Raw genomic sequence first — 16,775 nt, 5'->3', positions numbered from 1 at the left:
AAATAATTAAATAGTAAAGACATGAAAATTAATTGGCAAGGCGTATACCCCGCAATTACCACCAAGTTTGATGCGAATGACAATCTTGATTTGGATGCCTTCAAAAAGAATCTTGAAGTACAGCTTGAATCAGGCATACACGGTGTCATTTTAGGTGGTACATTGGGCGAAGCCAGTACCCTCACCGAGGAAGAAAAAGAGGTGTTGATCAAATCAACTATCGAAGTGACCAAAGGAGACATTCCTGTGGTAATCAACATTGCAGAGCAAAGTACAAAAGGAGCTATAGCTGCAGCCAAAAGAGCCGAAAGCCACGGTGCGAATGGTTTGATGCTTTTGCCTCCTATGAGATACAAAGCAGATGATAGGGAAACGGTAGAATACTTCAAAGCAGTAGCAACGTCTACTTCCCTTCCTATTATGATTTATAACAATCCTGTGGATTATAAGATTGAAGTCACCCTCGACATGTTCGAAGAGCTGCTTCCATATAGCAATATTCAAGCGATCAAAGAATCGACCAGAGACGTCACTAATGTAACCAGACTGAAATCTAAATTCGGTGACAGATACGCCGTTCTTTGTGGCGTAGATACCTTGGCCATGGAAACTTTGATCAATGGTGCTGATGGCTGGGTTGGTGGATTAGTTTGTGCCTTCCCTGCAGAGACAGTCGCGATCTACGAATTGTTCAAAGCAGGTAGAATCATGGAAGCAGCTGCCATCAATCGTTGGTTTATTCCTCTTTGCGAATTGGATTTGCATCCAAAATTAGTTCAGTATATTAAATTGGCTGAAGTGGCTGAAGGAATCGGAACCGAGCACGTAAGAGCACCGCGTTTGCCTATCATTGGCAAAGAGAGAGAAGAGGTATTGGCAATCATTGATGCAGGTATCAAGTCAAGACCGCAGTTGCCGGATTACAAAGCTTTGGCAGTATAATATAACTGAAACAATAACCGTAATTGCGAGCGAAGGCGAAGCAATCTCATCACCATAGTAGAGAACAAGATTGCTTCGTCGTTCCTCCTCGCAATGACGTTGTAAATATTAAAAACATTACCCCATGCACGGAAACAACAGGATAGGATTCGAATTATCAGACAAAGGAACAACCACACTACAATCTTTTAATCCAGCCAAGGCCGAAACCCGGCCAGGTCAATTCAGAGGAGCGACAAGTGGTGACATCGAAACAGCTATGGCAAAGGCAGAAGTTGCCTTTGATACTTATAGTCAAACTTCGCCCGAACAAAGAGCGCAATTTCTGGACGCCATTGCTGATGAAATCCTGAATCTTGGAGATGAACTCGTTCGTGCAGCGATGGAGGAATCTGCTTTACCAGAAGGCCGAATCGTAGGTGAACGTGGGCGCACCATGGGGCAATTGAAGTTATTTGCTTCCTTGTTGAGAGATGGTACCTGGGTGGAAGCCACGATTGATACGGCTCAACCCAATCGTGAGCCACTACCAAAACCTGACATACGCAAAATGCTCCGCCCCATTGGACCGGTGGTTGTGTTTACAGCAAGTAATTTTCCTCTGGCATTTTCTACCGCGGGAGGAGACACTGCTTCCGCATTGGCTGCAGGCTGCCCTGTGGTTGTCAAGGCACACAACTCTCATTTACAAACCAACGAATTGGTTTCAGATGCCATAGCTAAGGCTGCAGAGAAAACAGGTATGCCAGATGGCGTTTACTCTTCTTTGGCAGGCGAAGGGTTCCAATTGGGAACTACTTTAGTGAAACACCCAAAAACAAAAGCAGTCGCCTTCACTGGTTCCTTAGGAGGCGGCATGGCACTATACAAAATGGCTATTGAAAGAGATGAGCCTATACCAGTCTTCGCCGAGATGGGTAGCATCAACCCGGTAATTTTCTTACCAGAAAAATTAAAAGCAGAAACCGAACAACTAGCCAAAACCTATGCGGGTTCCATCACGCTGGGTGTAGGTCAATTTTGCACCAACCCTGGATTACTAATAGGATTGGAAAGCCCTGAATTGGATCAATTCTGCGAGACATTAGCCAACGAAATATCTAGCAGCGCAGCGGCCACTATGCTCAACGAAGGCATTGCGAAAAGCTATTCTAAAAACAAAGAAACTTCATTAACCCAAAACGGAGTAAAGTTAATTAGTTCGAATAATGTGGAAACCCCTCGCAATGGTGCTAACGCTGCCGTCGCGAGGGTATCTGCTTCTGACTTTTTGAGCAATCCTAACTTACAGCACGAAGTCTTCGGACCTTACTCCTTGGTGGTGACTTGCCAGAATCAAGCGCAATTGGATCAAGTTATTGCGAAGCTCACCGGTCAACTAACAGTGACCTTCATGGGAAGTGAAAATGATTTCAAGTCATTCGAAAATCAGATTCAATCTGCCGAGAAAAAGACAGGTCGCTTGATTTACAATGGTGTACCTACAGGTGTAGAAGTATGTGCTTCGATGCAGCACGGCGGACCATTCCCAGCTTCTACGGACAGTAGATTCACTTCGGTAGGTTCGGATGCGATTAAAAGGTTTGCAAGGCCGGTCGCCTATCAAAATGCACCTGAATTTTTATTACCTGATGAATTGAAAAATAAAAACCCAAATGGCATCTGGCGTAGTGTGGATGGCACTTGGACAAACAACGCCATATGAAAGACTTAGTGAATGGTTATTGGATAGGGCTTGTGCTGCTGGTGATAAGTTGCACAGGCCCTTCTGTTTCAGAAAAAGACAAACTTTTCGACATTATTGCTTCGAATGAAGCTTTCGAAAAGCAAGAGTTTTCCAGCCTGACAGACAACTACAACCGTTTGCCGGACATGAGTGAATCAGCACTCAAAAAAAGAGCCGACTTTACACGCGACATTATTTCGCAGCTGGAGGCTATTGATAAAAATCAACTGAGCTTTGAAGACCAAATCACTTGCTCATTATTTCAATTCGTTCAGGAGGATAAAGTGGCTCAATATGATCTGAAAGGTTATTTAAATCCGATTCTCGCAGACGATGGTTTTCACATATCATTTGCATTCACTCCTGAGTATTTTTCCTTCACCAGCAAACAAGACTATCTAAACTACATTGGGGTACTAGAGTCATTTCCTCAATATGTCGATCAGCATATCTCTCTGATGAGGAGTGGTTTGGAAATCGGTATGGTACAGCCCCTAATTATTCTGGACGGCTATGAAGTTACTTATGACAATCACCTCGTCGATGACCTAGAAGAAAGCCTGTTTTACCAGCCATTCTTAGATCTGCCAAACCAGCTATCCGATGACGAAAAGTCAAACCTTTTGGAAAAAGGGAAACAAGCCGTAAAAAACGGCGCTATTGCTGGCTATCGGCAATTTTCAGATTTCATGACCAATGAGTTTGTTCCAAAAACGAGAACCTCCATTGGTGCCAGCGAACTGCCCAATGGAGATGAGTTCTATCGTCAACGAATCAAATACTTCACCACGCTGGAATTGAGTCCAGATTCCATTCATCAATTAGGACTTCAGGAAGTGGCTCGAATCAAGAGTGAAATGGAAGAAATCATCGAAGAAGTGGAGTTTGAAGGAAGCTTTGCTGAATTCCTGAATTTCCTCAGAACTGATCCACAATTCTATGCCAAGACTCCCGAAGAGTTACTTAAAGAAGCCGCATGGATTTCAAAGTCTATGGACGGCAAGATGCCTAAACTATTTGGGAAGCTGCCCAGACAACCCTACACCGTCAAACCAGTGCCCGATCATTTGGCACCCAAATACACTGGTGGACGATATTCGCCAGGCTCGCTTGATGCGTATCAATCGGGTGAATATTGGGTGAATACCTACGCTTTAGAAAGTCGACCACTTTATGTTTTGGAAGCCTTGTCTTTTCATGAGGCCGTACCGGGACATCATTTGCAGGAGGCGCTGTCTAGAGAATTGACTCATCTTCCTGAGTTTCGTCAATCTTTGTACCTATCAGTTTTTGGCGAAGGCTGGGGCTTATACTCAGAGTTTTTAGGGTTGGAAGCTGGTTTCTACAGAGATCCTTACAGCAACTTCGGTAGGCTCACTTACGAAATGTGGCGGGCTTGTCGGCTAGTCGTAGACACGGGCATTCACGCCAAGGGTTGGTCAAGAGATCAAGTGATGCAATACATGGCGGCCAATACGGCCTTATCCTTGCACGAAATCAAAACCGAAACGGATCGATACATCTCCTGGCCTGCTCAAGCTTTGTCCTACAAAATTGGAGAGTTGAAAATCAAAGCTTTGCGCCAAAGAGCCGAAGAAGCGTTAGGAGATCAATTTGACATTCGAGAATTTCATGATTTAATACTGTCCCAAGGAACGGTGACTTTGGAGATCATGGAAGAGATGGTAGCACAGTTCATTAATGAAAAAATGATCTAATGAAATACATAGAAGCAGACCAATTAGAGAAGCTATTATCCTACGAAGAATTGATTCCCAAAATCAATGAAGCCTTCGCACAGGATTATGACATTCCCATGCGCCACCATCACCAATACCCAAATCCGAAGGAAGGCATAGAATCCACATTGCTTCTTATGCCCGCCTGGGACAATGGCGAAAATTTGGGTGTAAAAATCGTAAATGTTTCTCCGAATAACTCTAAGTACAACCTGCCTTCCATCCAGGGGCTGTATATCTATTTTGATCTACACACAGGAACACCCAAAGCCCTGATGGATGCTAAAAAATTGACAACAAAAAGAACGGCAGCAGCTTCTGCCCTGGCTTCGCAGTATTTGTCCAGAGAAGATAGCAGCACTTTATTGGTCATTGGCACCGGAGCTCTTTCTGCAGAATTAATCCAGGCACATTGTGCTGTGCGGCCAATTAGCAAAGTTTTGGTTTGGGGCAGATCTATAGAAAAATCCCAGCACATAGTGAACGAGGTTTCATTAGAAGGAGTATCCATAAGCACTGTCCAGTCAATTGAAGAAGGAATAAAACAATCTGACATCATCAGCTGTGCTACACTCAGTCCGACAGCATTGGTTTTCGGCAAAGATTTGCATCCAGGCCAGCATCTGGACATGATTGGCGCTTACAAACCTGATATGCGTGAGATGGACGATGAGGTGTTAGCAAAGTCAGATGTTTATGTAGATAACATAGAAGGAGCAACCAAAGAAACAGGCGACCTGGCTATTCCAATCGCGAACGGAACCTTTAAGATTGAAGACATCAAAGCTGATTTATTTGAATTGGCTCAAGGTAAAAAAAATGTAGAAAGGAGCGCAGAAACTATTACCTGTTTCAAGTCCGTTGGGCATGCACTGGAAGACCTGGCTGCTGCTACCCTGGCTTTTGAAAAATTAGAAACCATTAATTCATTAACACCTTAAATAGTTAATCCTGTGGCTAGAAAAACGTTTTTTTGTGTAGACGCCCATACCTGTGGTAACCCCGTGCGCGTAGTAGCAGGTGGAGGCCCCAACCTACAAGGTGCCAACATGAGCGAGAAGCGCCAGCATTTCCTCAAAGAATACGAATGGATTCGTACGGGTTTAATGTTCGAACCTCGCGGGCATGATATGATGTCGGGTAGCATACTATTCCCTCCTTCTGATCCAAAAAATGACGTAGGCGTACTATTTATCGAGACTAGCGGTTGCTTGCCGATGTGCGGGCATGGTACGATCGGTACCGTCACCATTGCTATTGAAGAAGGACTGATCACACCAAAAGAAGAAGGAAAATTAAGACTAGAAACACCAGCGGGCTTAGTGCTTGTTGACTATCTGCAAGAAGGCAAAAAAGTGAAATGGGTGAAATTGACGAATGTCAAATCCTATTTGGCAGCTGAAAATCTAACTATAGAAAGTAAAGATTTGGGTGAGTTGACCTTCGATGTGGCCTATGGTGGTAATTTCTATGTCATTGTCGATCCGCAGAAGAATTTCGAAGGAGTGCACAAAAACACAGCCGGTGATTTGATTCGATGGAGTCAAGAGCTCCGAAACAAAATCAATGATAAATACGATTTTGTGCATCCTGAAAACGACACCATCCGAGGGCTCTCGCATATGCTTTGGACAGGTGAGCCAATAGACTCAACCTCCACCGCTCGCAATGCGGTTTTCTACGGAGACAAAGCCATAGACAGATCACCCTGCGGTACCGGTACCTCCGCTCGTCTAGCTCAGTGGTATGCCAAAGGCAAACTAAAAATTGGGGAAGAATTTGTGCATGAAAGCTACATAGGATCTAAATTTATAGGAAGAGTTGTAGAGGAAAGCACACTTGGAGATAAACCGGCGATAGTACCAAGCATACAAGGCTGGGCGCAAGTGACAGGGTACAACAATATCATTATTGATGACGATGACCCATATGCGCATGGATTCCAAGTCATTTGATCAAAATACAAGCAGTAAATGAAAATAGCAGTAGTTGGCAATGGAATGATCGGGCTTTGCTCGGCCTATTATTTGGACAAACGAGGGTACGAAGTCACAGTCATTGATGAAGGTGATGGATCCGACAATTGCTCTTTCGGTAATGCCGGATTTTTCAGCCCTAGCCATATGGTACCATTGGCCTCTCCAGGAATCATTGCTCAGGGATTGAAATGGATGACCAACCCTGAAAGTCCGTTTTACATCAAACCCAGCTTAGACGTGAATTTGGCCAAATGGAGTTGGCAGTTTTTTCAGGCTTCTACTAAGAAGAGAGTGGATCAAGCAGTTCCCATTCTTAATCAGATGCTCATGGAAAGTAGAAGTTTGATTGAAGAAATTCTTGCAGACACAAAAATTGATTCTGGATTTGATAACAAGGGATTACTCATGTATTGTAAGTCTCAACACGTACTAGACGAAGAAACCGAAATGGCTGAACTAGGCAGAAAATGCGGACAGGATGTGGACGTCTTATCTTCTGTTCAAGCTGAAAAAATCAACCCAGGATTTGAAATTGATACCGTTGGAGCAGTACATTTTAAGAATGATGCCTGGTTTACCCCTAATTCCTTTATGATGGGCTTTCAAAAATATTTGAAAGAACAAGGGGTTAAATTTCAGCTCAACACCAAGGTACTTGGTGCTGAAAAAAATCACAGGCACCTCAAAGCATTAGTTACCGAAAAAGGTAAAATTGAAGCTGATCAGTTTGTCATTGCCACAGGGTCCTGGACAGCTAAATTTCTGAGACAATTAGGTATAAAAATATTATTGCAAGGTGGTAAGGGATATAGCTTTGAAGTAAAAAACCCTCCAGTCATGCCGAAGACAGCATCCATCCTGACTGAGGCTCGTGTAGCTGTTACCCCCATGCAACATGGCCTTAGATTTGCCGGCACCATGGAAGTGAATGGCTTGGATTTGTCGATCAATCCGCGCAGAGTTTTGGGGATTCAAAAGTCCATCCCTGATTACTTCCCTCAGTTCAATCAAGAATCATTCAAGGGTATCAAACCTTGGGCAGGACTCAGGCCGTGTTCTCCAGACGGCATGCCGTACATTGGCAAAACCAAAAAATTCAACAATCTGATCGTGGCTACCGGGCATGCGATGCTAGGTATTTCCTTGGGCCCTATTACAGGGCAACTAGTTTGTGAAATTGCTCAGGAGAACACGCCGCATTTTGATGATACTTTACTAGCCGTAGATCGATATAGTTAGTTTTATTGTCATATCGACGTAAGCAGATATCCTCCATTGGGATAACCATAAATGACAGATTGATAATAAGAAATTAACCATGAACACCTTCCAACGCATCCAATCCAACCAAACCTTCACCGCTCCTTCCGATTGGTTAAAAATAAAAACCATCGACATGCATACTGGAGGTGAACCACTTAGGGTAATCTTGAGTGGCTTACCAGAATTGAAAGGAAATAGCGTTCTTGAATACCGACGCTATATGAAAGAAAATCATGACCACCTGCGTACCGCACTAATGTTCGAACCTCGAGGACATGCAGATATGTATGGTTGCATTCTTGTTCCGCCTAATGATGCAGGAGCCGATTTTGGCATCTTATTTACTCACAACGAAGGCTATAGTACCATGTGTGGCCACGCCACGATAGCCATTACCAAATTGGCCGTGGAATTAGAATGGGTAGAAAAGATTGAACCTATCACAAAAGTGGTTATTGACGCGCCCTGTGGTAGGTTAGAAAGCTATGCTCGCATCAAAAATGGTGAAGTGGAATCAGTCTACTTCCACTGCGTGCCCTCATTTGTAGTTGGTTTGGATTATGAAGTAGAGGTGACGGGTTTGGGCAAAATCAAATATGATCTCGCCTATGGAGGTGCCTTTTATGCCTATGTGGACGCAGACAAGTTCGGCATTGAAATGACCGAAAACAACTATCGTCAACTGATAGAAAAAGGCATGGCCATCAAGCAGGCAGTGATTGAAACAAACAATCAAATCATCCACCCATTCGAACCTGAGATGAGTGAGTTGTATGGAACCATATTCACCGGAAAAGCTCACACCGAAAATATTGACTCTAGAAATGTTTGCATTTTTGCCGATGGAGAAGTCGACCGCTCTCCTACCGGTTCAGGGGTGTCCGGCAGAATGGCTATTCATCACCAAAGAGGTGATCTCAAAGTAGGCTCCTCGATGTCCATTGAAAGTATTATAGGTTCACCCTTTGTAGGTACAGTATACAGAAAAGAAGATTATGGTGAATTTGAAGCAGTAATTCCTCAAGTAGAGGGTACAGCACATATCACAGGACAACATGAATTCCTTCTAGACCCTAAAGACCCTTTTCATAATGGGTTTATTTTGCGATAATATTTCATTGGTCTAAAACATTATCATACAGGCATTTATACGGTTTATGTTTAGAAATTCGATACATTATTTTGTATGTAATATAGACGACATTGTATATAGTTTGCATTAGCGCATATTTACCAAATATGTACTTCCATGCGTCAAAATAGTATGTAACCCTCCCAAAAAATATCTTCTCCTTTACATTGCGAAAGACTTAAAAGAAGCCATTCGCACCATGTAGGTATTAATTTTTTGCGCATCCAATTAGCTGACTTTCTTCAGCCCTACCATTAAACAGCATGCCCTCCCTGATGACGATCAGACGGGACTGCTTTGTATTATTCAAAACCAATAAGTATGAAAAAGTTTTTACTATTGACATCCGTCGTATGTACGATGGTGTCGAGCGTGTGGGCACAAAGCACGATCAAAGGAACGGTATCATCGGAAGGAGAAAATCTCCCCGGGGTATCGGTATTGGTAGAGGGATCTGCCTCCGGAACCGTCACGGACATCGACGGTAATTATTCAGTAGAAGTCCCATCAGAGAACAGCACACTGATTTTTACATTCATTGGAATGGCAACAGAAAGAGTAGAAGTGGGTGGTCGATCAGTAATTGATGTAACCATGACTCAGGATGCCACAGAATTAACCGAAGTGGTCGTTACCGCAATGGGTATTGAGCGCGAGAAGGCTTCTCTTGGATACGCAGTTCAGGAAGTTGGTGGGCAAGCCCTAACCAAGACTGGCGAGACCAATTATTTAGGTGCATTGTCAGGAAAAGTTGCCGGAGTCCAGGTGGTAAACCCATCTGCAGGTAGTTTGGGTGGTACGGTAAATGTAAGACTAAGGGGAGCCAATTCAATAGGTGGAAATCAACAGCCATTGTACGTGGTCGATGGAGTTCCTTTTTCTAATGACAATTTTTCCAACACTTTTAATGGCCGTGATTATGGAAACTTGGCTCAAGACATCAATCCAGAAGATATTGAAAGCATTTCAGTATTGAAAGGTCCTGCAGCTTCCGCCTTATACGGAATTAGAGGAAAAGGAGGAGTGATTCAAATCACCACAAAGTCTGGCACAAAAAGAAAAGGAGTAGGTGTTGAGTACAGCGGTCAGGTTTCTTTTGATAAAGTTTCTATCCTACCAGAATTGCAGAATGAATATGCAGGTGGGTACACACTTGAGCAGCCTACTTATAATGGTCAAAACATTCTTGACTACTATGCAGATGAAAGCTGGGGTCCAAAAATGGAAGGTCAAATGACCAGACACTGGGATTCATGGTTTGAAGGCACTCCAGAATACGGGGAATTGAGGCCTTTGAACCCTAATCCAGACAATCAGAAGGATTTTTTCAATACAGGTATCAATCAATCGCACAATATTGCCATATCAGGCGGTGGAGAAAAAGCTAATTTCAGATTGTCTGTCGGAAATACAACCATGAAAGGAGCGGTACCTTTCAGCGAAGGCAAAAAAAATAATGTCAGTTTGAACGTTTCTGCAAACATCACTGAAAAATTCAAAGTAAGTGCAAATGTTGGCGTCACTAACAACTATTATAAAGGTCGACCAGGGTTTGGGTACTCCGGAAGTTTTGATTCATGGACATTGATAAGTGTAGGTCCGGCTATCAATATGTGGACGCAAAGACAATTGGATTATGATCGCGTGAAAGATTATAGAATGCCTGACGGAAGCGTGAAAACGTGGAACATAAATAGCCCCACTGACCCCACCCCTAACTATTGGGACAACATCTATTACATGTTGGAAAATGCTTACCCTGAAGATTCTAGAAATAGAGTGGTCGGAAACATTAGCATGCAGTATGAATTAACTGAAGGGCTGTCATTGAAAGCTTCTGCAAAAAATGATTTTTACGCTCAACGGATCAACAGAAGAATTCCAAGTGAAGCAAAAGCCAATGATTTCTTTGGCGAGGAAATGAGAAGAGGAATTGAAAACAATTTTGAACTTGGAGTTTCTTATGACAAAAACTTCGAAGACTTTTCTACCTCTATCTATGTCGCTACCAATTTGATGAAACAATCAAAAATCGGTGTAGACGTAGCCACCACAAATGGTTTGACCGCAGCTAACTTATTTAATATCCAAGCCTCTGTTGGGCGTCCTGATGTTGATAACTGGGAAATAAACAGAGAAATTAGAAGTATCTATGGAACAGCCAATTTTGGATACAAAAATCTACTTTTCTTAGATATTACAGCAAGAAATGACTGGTCTTCTACATTACCAAAAGCTAACAATTCCTATTTATACCCATCTGCCGGATTAAGCTTCCTATTCTCTGAAGTTGCTGGAATCGATGCAATTTCATTTGGTAAATTAAGAGTAAGTGCTGCTCAGGCGGGTAATGACGTGGATCCTTATGTCATCAATCAAACCTATGGAATAGGTGGAGTATATGGTGGAAGCCCTGCCTTCTATGTGCCAAATTCTGTAGTCGACCCTAATATCAAGCCTTCTCTTTCCAATGCGTATGAAGCAGGACTTGAAATGAGGTTCTTTAATGATAGAGTAGGATTCGATGCAACCTATTATAAGCAGATAAATGAAGATGATATCTTGAAGCTTAACATATCTGGAGGATCAGGGTTTACTCAGATGACGACGAATGGAGGGAAAATGACAACCACTGGTGTAGAACTTGCTGTTTTTGCCACTCCTGTTAAGACCAATTCATTTAGCTGGGACATGTCATTCAATTATGCTAAATCATCAACTATGGTTAATGAGCTAATTGGAGACATGGAATCTTATGAGATTAGCACAAGAAGAGGCATTACACTAGCAGCCGTAAAAGGTCAGGAATGGGGACAACTCATTGGAACAAGCTATAGAATGCACGAAGGTCAGCCTGTAGTTTATGAAGGTAGCAACTGGTATCATAGTGGGGATGAAGCGGCGCTATACTACGATACAGAAGACGATGTAGCATTAGGCAATGTGCTTCCTGACTTTACTGGGGGATGGTCTAACACCTTTACCTATAAAAACATTGATCTCTCTTTAAACTTTGATTTTCAAAAAGGAGGAAAGTTTCATTCTGTAACTAAAATGTATGGTTTTGGCGCAGGACAGTCAATAGAGACCGTGGGGTTAAATGATCAAGGAAATAGCGTTAGAAACCCAATTAATGAAGGCGGAGGATTTAACGTTTCAGGGGTTACGGTTACCGAAGATGCTGATGGAAATATTTCGAGTGCCACGCCAGCAGAAGGTTATGCTTCAGGAGCTACACACACCTGGAACCTCACAGGAGTAAGAGGAGCATGGATTTATGATGCCAGCTATTTCAAATTGAGAGAAGTAAGACTAGGATATAGTATTCCAAAATCTACACTTTCGAAGCTGCCATTCTCTTACGTCAATTTTGCCTTCACGATCAAAAATGCATGGCTCATTCATTCAAATGTGGATGGTATAGACCCATCTGAAATTACACCAGATGCGTCTGGCTTGACCTATCATGAAGGAGGTGGATTGCCGAGTTTCAGAACTTTCGGGTTCAATCTAAGATTTGGCCTTTAATCAATTAAAAACTTTAGAAAAATGAAAAATCTTAAATATATACTTGTCTTGAGTACTTTGTTAAGTACTTGGGGCTGTGATGATTTTGATGACTTAAATGAAAGTCCAAACAATCCAATTCAAGTACCTGTATCAGGGTTGCTGACTAATGCAATCCATAAGATGCCAGGATTAGACGATGCCGATGTTGATAATGACGAGACACCAACAGGCTTATTATATGCTCAGTACTTCTCTCAGAATCAATATACAACTGAGTCGAGATACAGTGTTTCACAATTCGATTTCACGACCATCTATGCTAAAGGGTTAAACGATTTGGCTGAAGTGATCAGGTTAAACTCGAATGAAGAAACCATGGGCTTTGCAGCTAGGAGCGGGTCTAATGCAAACCAAATTGCTGTTGCCAGTATTTTGAAAGCTTACTACATCATACACTGTACAGATAGATGGGGAGATCTGCCTGTATCTGAAGCTTTTCAGGGCACAGAAAATATAGCGCCTGCTTACGACAGCCAACGCGATATTTATGTTTCCATGTTTCAGTTACTAAAAGATGCCGTTGCCATGATGGACAATGGTGATGTTGTTGATGGAGACATTTTATATGGAGGAGATATGTCGAAATGGACAAAATTTGCAAACTCGTTAAGAATGAGAATGGCCTTAAGGCTTTCTAATGTTGAAGAGTCACTTGCTTCCTCAGAATTTAACTCCGCCTATGCTGCGGGTGGATTTGAGTCCGTCGATGACAATGCCGTATATCAATATATTGGCGATGGAGTCTATGACAACAGGTGGTGGTCTGAATTCCAAAACAGAACTGACTATGTAATGAGTGCAACGCTGGTAGATTTTATGCTCGCTCAAAATGACCCTAGACTACCTGCCTTTGCTGATCAGAATGAAAGTGGCACCTACGCTGGTACTCCTTATGGATTGGCCTCTACTACGGACTATCCTGTTACTTCAGTTTCTTTACCCAGCTCAACCAATGTCAGAGCTGTTGATTCTCCAATTACCCTGTTTTCTTATTCGCAAATTTTGTTTGCCATAGCAGAAGCCAGACAAAGAGGATGGATCACCGCTGGTACAGCACAGGAATTCTATGAAGACGCCATTCAGGCAAGTTTTGATGAATGGGGTGCAGGGGATGCATCTACCTATTTGGCGCAAGCAGGTGTTGCATTTAATGCAGCTAATGCACTTCAATTAATTGGTGAACAAAAATGGGTGGCACTTTTCATGGATGGTTATGAAGGATGGGCAGAATGGAGAAGAACAGGATATCCTGCGTTGAATCCCGCCATTGACGCCGCCAACTCTTCAGGGCAAATTCCAAGAAGACAAGCATATCCATTGTCAGAAAGCTTGAACAATGCCTCCAATTATGAAGCTGTGATTAGCAGCGGCCGGCAGGGTGTCGACAATTTGGACACTCCTGTCTGGTGGGATGTAAACTAATCAATTAGTTTTCTCATAATAGCTATTGTGTTGCTATAGGGCTGCCGAAATTTCGGCAGCCCTTTTTCAATGCACATACAGTCACCGACCCATAGCCTTTTATTATATTTGAAACTCATTACAACTGATACCCATGTTCAGCAAAGACACATACATTCAAAGAAGAAATAGACTCAAAAAAGAAGTAGGCAACGGACTCATTGTCTTACTTGGAAACGAAGAAAGTAGCATCAATTTCAAAGACAATTGGTACCACTTTAGACAAGACAGCACCTTCCTCTATTTCTGTGCCGTGGCGCTCCCTAGTCTAACCGCCATCTTTGATTGTGATAGTGGAGAAGATATGGTTCTCGGAGACGAGTTGACCATTGACGATATTGTTTGGACTGGTCCTCAGCCTAGTATAGCGTCTTTGGCAGAAAAGAGTGGAATTAACGAAACTGCACCCGCTAGTCAGATTGAAACCACCATAAAACGAGCGATTGCTGCTGGCCGTACAGTACACTTCATTCCTCCCTATAGAGAAGAACATGTCACCAAACTATCCGCCTGGATCGGAAAATCTGTAGCCGAAGTTAGATCGGGAGAGTCGGTGGCTTTGATCAAAGCGATCATTGCACAGAGAAATATCAAAACTGCTGAGGAAATTGTGGAGCTGCACAAGGCAGTAGACCTTACTGCAGACATGCACTTGGCTGCCATGAAACATGCCAAACCCGGGATGAAAGAAGCTGAAATTGCCGCCAAGGTAAATCAGGTGGCATTGGCAGGTGAAGGCCAGCTCTCTTTCCCCATCATTATGACCAAAAATGGTCAGGTACTGCACAATCATTATCACGGCAATGTCATCCAGGAAGGCGATATGATTCTGTGTGACACCGGTGCAGAAATATCTTCTGGCTATGCTGGTGACATGACCCGTACTTTCCCTGTGGCCGCTCAATTCTCTAACACACAGCGCGAATTGTATCAAACGGTACTCAATGCTCACGAAGCAGCCATAGCTGCTCTGAAGCCAGGAGTTAAATACAAAGACATACATCTACTGGCATGTACTGAACTAGCAAAAGGACTGACCGAAGTAGGCTTGATGAAAGGGAACCCGGGAGAAGCCGTAGCGGCTGGTGCACATACCATGTTCTTCCAATGTGGCCTTGGTCACATGATGGGAATGGACGTTCATGACATGGAGAATTTAGGTGAACCATTTGTAGGCTACTCGGATACATTGAAGAAAAGTACCGAGTTTGGGTTGAAGTCTTTGCGCCTGGGCAAGGAGCTCGAAGCCGGATTTGTGATCACTGTAGAACCGGGTATTTACATCATTCCAGAACTCATTGATCGCTGGAAAGCTGAAAATAAATATGCTGAATTCCTGAATTATGATAAATTAGAGTCCTACAAAGCTTTTGGTGGTATTCGTATCGAAGAAGATTTTGTAATCACAGAAAATGGCGCAGACCTTTTGGGTAAACCTGTGGCGAAAACAGTGAAAGACGTTGAAGAAATTAGAAAAGAAGCCTTACAATCATGAAAAACCATCTGATCCTTTTTGCTTGTGTACTACTAGTAGCTTGTCAGCCTTCCAAAAAATCATACACTTGGGAAGAATTTGCGGTAGATGATCATACTTCATTTCGAGGAATTTCAGTGCTTAATGAAAAAGTGATCTGGGTATCAGGTACCAATGGGTTGGTTCTCAAGACTGAAAATGGTGGGTTGGATTGGGAAGAGGTTTATATTCCGGATACCGATTCTTTGGACTTTAGAGATGTAGAGGTTTTGTCTAAAGATGAGATTGTGCTAATGAGTGCTGGCCCTGATTCTCTGTCGAACATATTCAAATCAAAAGACGGAGGAAGACATTGGGAAAAAACACTTGCCAATGAAGACAGTCTTGGCTTTTTCGATGGCATGGCATTCTGGAACAAAACAGATGGAATACTAGGTGGCGACCCGATTGATGGCAAACTATTTTTGATGAAAACCACAGATGGTGGAGATACGTGGCAAAGAATCCACCCAGACAACCTTCCTGAAATGAATGAAGGAGAATTCGGAGGTTTTGCGGCGAGTGGTAGCCACTTGACGCTTAAGGGAAATTCGATTTGGGTTGGGTCTGGAGCAGCTACTTCCAGAGTGTTTTATTCCAGAGATAAAGGAGAACACTGGGAAGTCGTATATACTCCAATCATTCAAGGCGAACCATCACAAGGTATTTTTTCAATAGATTTCTTTGATGAAAATACCGGTGTGGCTGTAGGCGGAGATTATAAAAAAGAAGAAGAGGGTAATAACAATATTATTCTGACTAACGACGGTAGCGAAACCTGGACCTTGAGTCAAAACTTTCCTGTCTATCAATCGTCAGTCAGATATCTTTCTGAAAGCGAACTAGTATCTGTAGGTCCTGCAGGTTGTTGCCAATCCACGGACGGAGGTTTGACCTGGACAGCTTTTGGCAACTCTGGGTTTCATACACTTGACGTTGCGCAAGACGGCACTATCTGGGCGGCTGGTAAAGAAGGAAGAATAGCTCAGCTTGTTTCCAAATGATAAAAAAGCAAAAGATTCACGCCGCTTGTCTGGACGTGCTTGAAAAGAAAATAAACATTGCCCGAAAGGGCATGGAAGAGGCGCAAGCCAGTGCCAACAACGAAACCAAATCATCAGCAGGAGATAAGTACGAAACCAGCCGTGCCATGAGTCAGCGTGAACGCGACCTACATGCACGTCAGCTGGCAGAGCTAGTGAATATGAAGAAAACTTTGGCCACCATTGACCCTGACAAAACATGTTCTAAGGTTGTGTTGGGCGCTCTGGTAGAAACAGAAAATTCTTCATTTTATATTTCAGCAAGCTTGGGTGCTTTAGAGATTGAAAGTGGGCAGATCATGGTTATATCTGCCATTTCCCCAATTGCACAGGCCATGTTGGATAAAAAAGTTGGAGACACCTTTGAGTGGATGAAGAAGGAAACAAAAATCCTTCAGATTAATTAA

The 16,775-nt window shown here is 42.9% G+C and carries 12 protein-coding genes; all 12 read left to right on the top strand.

Features of this window, described 5'->3' with window-relative positions; genetic code table 11:
- The first annotated feature begins 21 nt into the window (after window positions 1-21).
- The 12 genes from ACO6S2_RS03545 (at window position 22) to ACO6S2_RS03490 (ending at window position 16,775) form a co-directional block, all read left to right on the top strand.
- Complete coding sequence (locus ACO6S2_RS03545; protein ID WP_422361146.1) at window positions 22-942, top strand: dihydrodipicolinate synthase family protein; 921 nt, start codon at window positions 22-24, stop codon at window positions 940-942.
- A 124-nt stretch (window positions 943-1,066) separates the two neighbouring features.
- The gene (locus tag ACO6S2_RS03540; protein ID WP_422361145.1) at window positions 1,067-2,647 is read left to right on the top strand and encodes an aldehyde dehydrogenase (NADP(+)); all 1,581 of its coding nucleotides are present in this window, start codon (window positions 1,067-1,069) and stop codon (window positions 2,645-2,647) included.
- On the top strand, window positions 2,644-4,386 hold the full coding sequence (locus tag ACO6S2_RS03535; protein ID WP_422361144.1) for a DUF885 domain-containing protein: 1,743 nt from the start codon (window positions 2,644-2,646) through the stop codon (window positions 4,384-4,386). The genes ACO6S2_RS03540 and ACO6S2_RS03535 overlap by 4 nt, the downstream gene beginning before the upstream one ends.
- A complete protein-coding gene (locus ACO6S2_RS03530) occupies window positions 4,386-5,348 on the top strand; it encodes an ornithine cyclodeaminase family protein (RefSeq protein WP_422361143.1) in 963 nt (320 codons plus the stop codon). The genes ACO6S2_RS03535 and ACO6S2_RS03530 overlap by 1 nt, the downstream gene beginning before the upstream one ends.
- A 12-nt stretch (window positions 5,349-5,360) precedes the next feature.
- Entirely contained in the window at window positions 5,361-6,362 is a 1,002-nt protein-coding gene (locus ACO6S2_RS03525; protein WP_422361142.1) for a 4-hydroxyproline epimerase, read from the top strand.
- An 18-nt stretch (window positions 6,363-6,380) separates the two neighbouring features.
- Window positions 6,381-7,625, top strand: a complete 1,245-nt coding sequence (locus tag ACO6S2_RS03520; protein WP_422361141.1) for an NAD(P)/FAD-dependent oxidoreductase — start codon at window positions 6,381-6,383, stop codon at window positions 7,623-7,625.
- Between the two features lie 79 nt (window positions 7,626-7,704).
- A complete protein-coding gene (locus ACO6S2_RS03515) occupies window positions 7,705-8,760 on the top strand; it encodes a proline racemase family protein (protein WP_422361140.1) in 1,056 nt (351 codons plus the stop codon).
- A 342-nt stretch (window positions 8,761-9,102) separates the two neighbouring features.
- Window positions 9,103-12,309 (top strand): SusC/RagA family TonB-linked outer membrane protein, encoded by a 3,207-nt coding sequence (locus ACO6S2_RS03510; RefSeq protein WP_422361139.1) that lies wholly within the window; start codon window positions 9,103-9,105, stop codon window positions 12,307-12,309.
- 21 nt (window positions 12,310-12,330) lie between these two features.
- On the top strand, window positions 12,331-13,773 hold the full coding sequence (locus tag ACO6S2_RS03505) for a SusD/RagB family nutrient-binding outer membrane lipoprotein (RefSeq protein ID WP_422361138.1): 1,443 nt from the start codon (window positions 12,331-12,333) through the stop codon (window positions 13,771-13,773).
- A gap of 133 nt (window positions 13,774-13,906) precedes the next feature.
- Window positions 13,907-15,307, top strand: coding sequence for an aminopeptidase P family protein (locus ACO6S2_RS03500; protein ID WP_422361137.1), 1,401 nt, complete (start codon window positions 13,907-13,909; stop codon window positions 15,305-15,307).
- Complete coding sequence (locus ACO6S2_RS03495; protein WP_422361136.1) at window positions 15,304-16,329, top strand: WD40/YVTN/BNR-like repeat-containing protein; 1,026 nt, start codon at window positions 15,304-15,306, stop codon at window positions 16,327-16,329. Before ACO6S2_RS03500 ends, ACO6S2_RS03495 begins: the two co-directional genes overlap by 4 nt.
- On the top strand, window positions 16,326-16,775 hold the full coding sequence (locus tag ACO6S2_RS03490; RefSeq protein WP_422361135.1) for a GreA/GreB family elongation factor: 450 nt from the start codon (window positions 16,326-16,328) through the stop codon (window positions 16,773-16,775). Before ACO6S2_RS03495 ends, ACO6S2_RS03490 begins: the two co-directional genes overlap by 4 nt.

This window comes from Reichenbachiella sp. (assembly GCF_965233835.1).
Taxonomy (GTDB): Bacteria; Bacteroidota; Bacteroidia; order Cytophagales; family Cyclobacteriaceae; genus Reichenbachiella.
This window is presented reverse-complemented; position numbering and strand designations above follow the sequence as displayed.

Coding starts and splice junctions, on each gene's coding strand:
- ACO6S2_RS03520 (WP_422361141.1), top strand. CDS start 6,381: ATGAAAATAGCAGTAGTTGGCAATGGAATGATCGGGCTTTGCTCGGCC.
- ACO6S2_RS03540 (WP_422361145.1), top strand. CDS start 1,067: ATGCACGGAAACAACAGGATAGGATTCGAATTATCAGACAAAGGAACA.
- ACO6S2_RS03495 (WP_422361136.1), top strand. CDS start 15,304: ATGAAAAACCATCTGATCCTTTTTGCTTGTGTACTACTAGTAGCTTGT.
- ACO6S2_RS03490 (WP_422361135.1), top strand. CDS start 16,326: ATGATAAAAAAGCAAAAGATTCACGCCGCTTGTCTGGACGTGCTTGAA.
- ACO6S2_RS03510 (WP_422361139.1), top strand. CDS start 9,103: ATGAAAAAGTTTTTACTATTGACATCCGTCGTATGTACGATGGTGTCG.
- ACO6S2_RS03515 (WP_422361140.1), top strand. CDS start 7,705: ATGAACACCTTCCAACGCATCCAATCCAACCAAACCTTCACCGCTCCT.
- ACO6S2_RS03500 (WP_422361137.1), top strand. CDS start 13,907: ATGTTCAGCAAAGACACATACATTCAAAGAAGAAATAGACTCAAAAAA.
- ACO6S2_RS03535 (WP_422361144.1), top strand. CDS start 2,644: ATGAAAGACTTAGTGAATGGTTATTGGATAGGGCTTGTGCTGCTGGTG.
- ACO6S2_RS03505 (WP_422361138.1), top strand. CDS start 12,331: ATGAAAAATCTTAAATATATACTTGTCTTGAGTACTTTGTTAAGTACT.
- ACO6S2_RS03545 (WP_422361146.1), top strand. CDS start 22: ATGAAAATTAATTGGCAAGGCGTATACCCCGCAATTACCACCAAGTTT.
- ACO6S2_RS03530 (WP_422361143.1), top strand. CDS start 4,386: ATGAAATACATAGAAGCAGACCAATTAGAGAAGCTATTATCCTACGAA.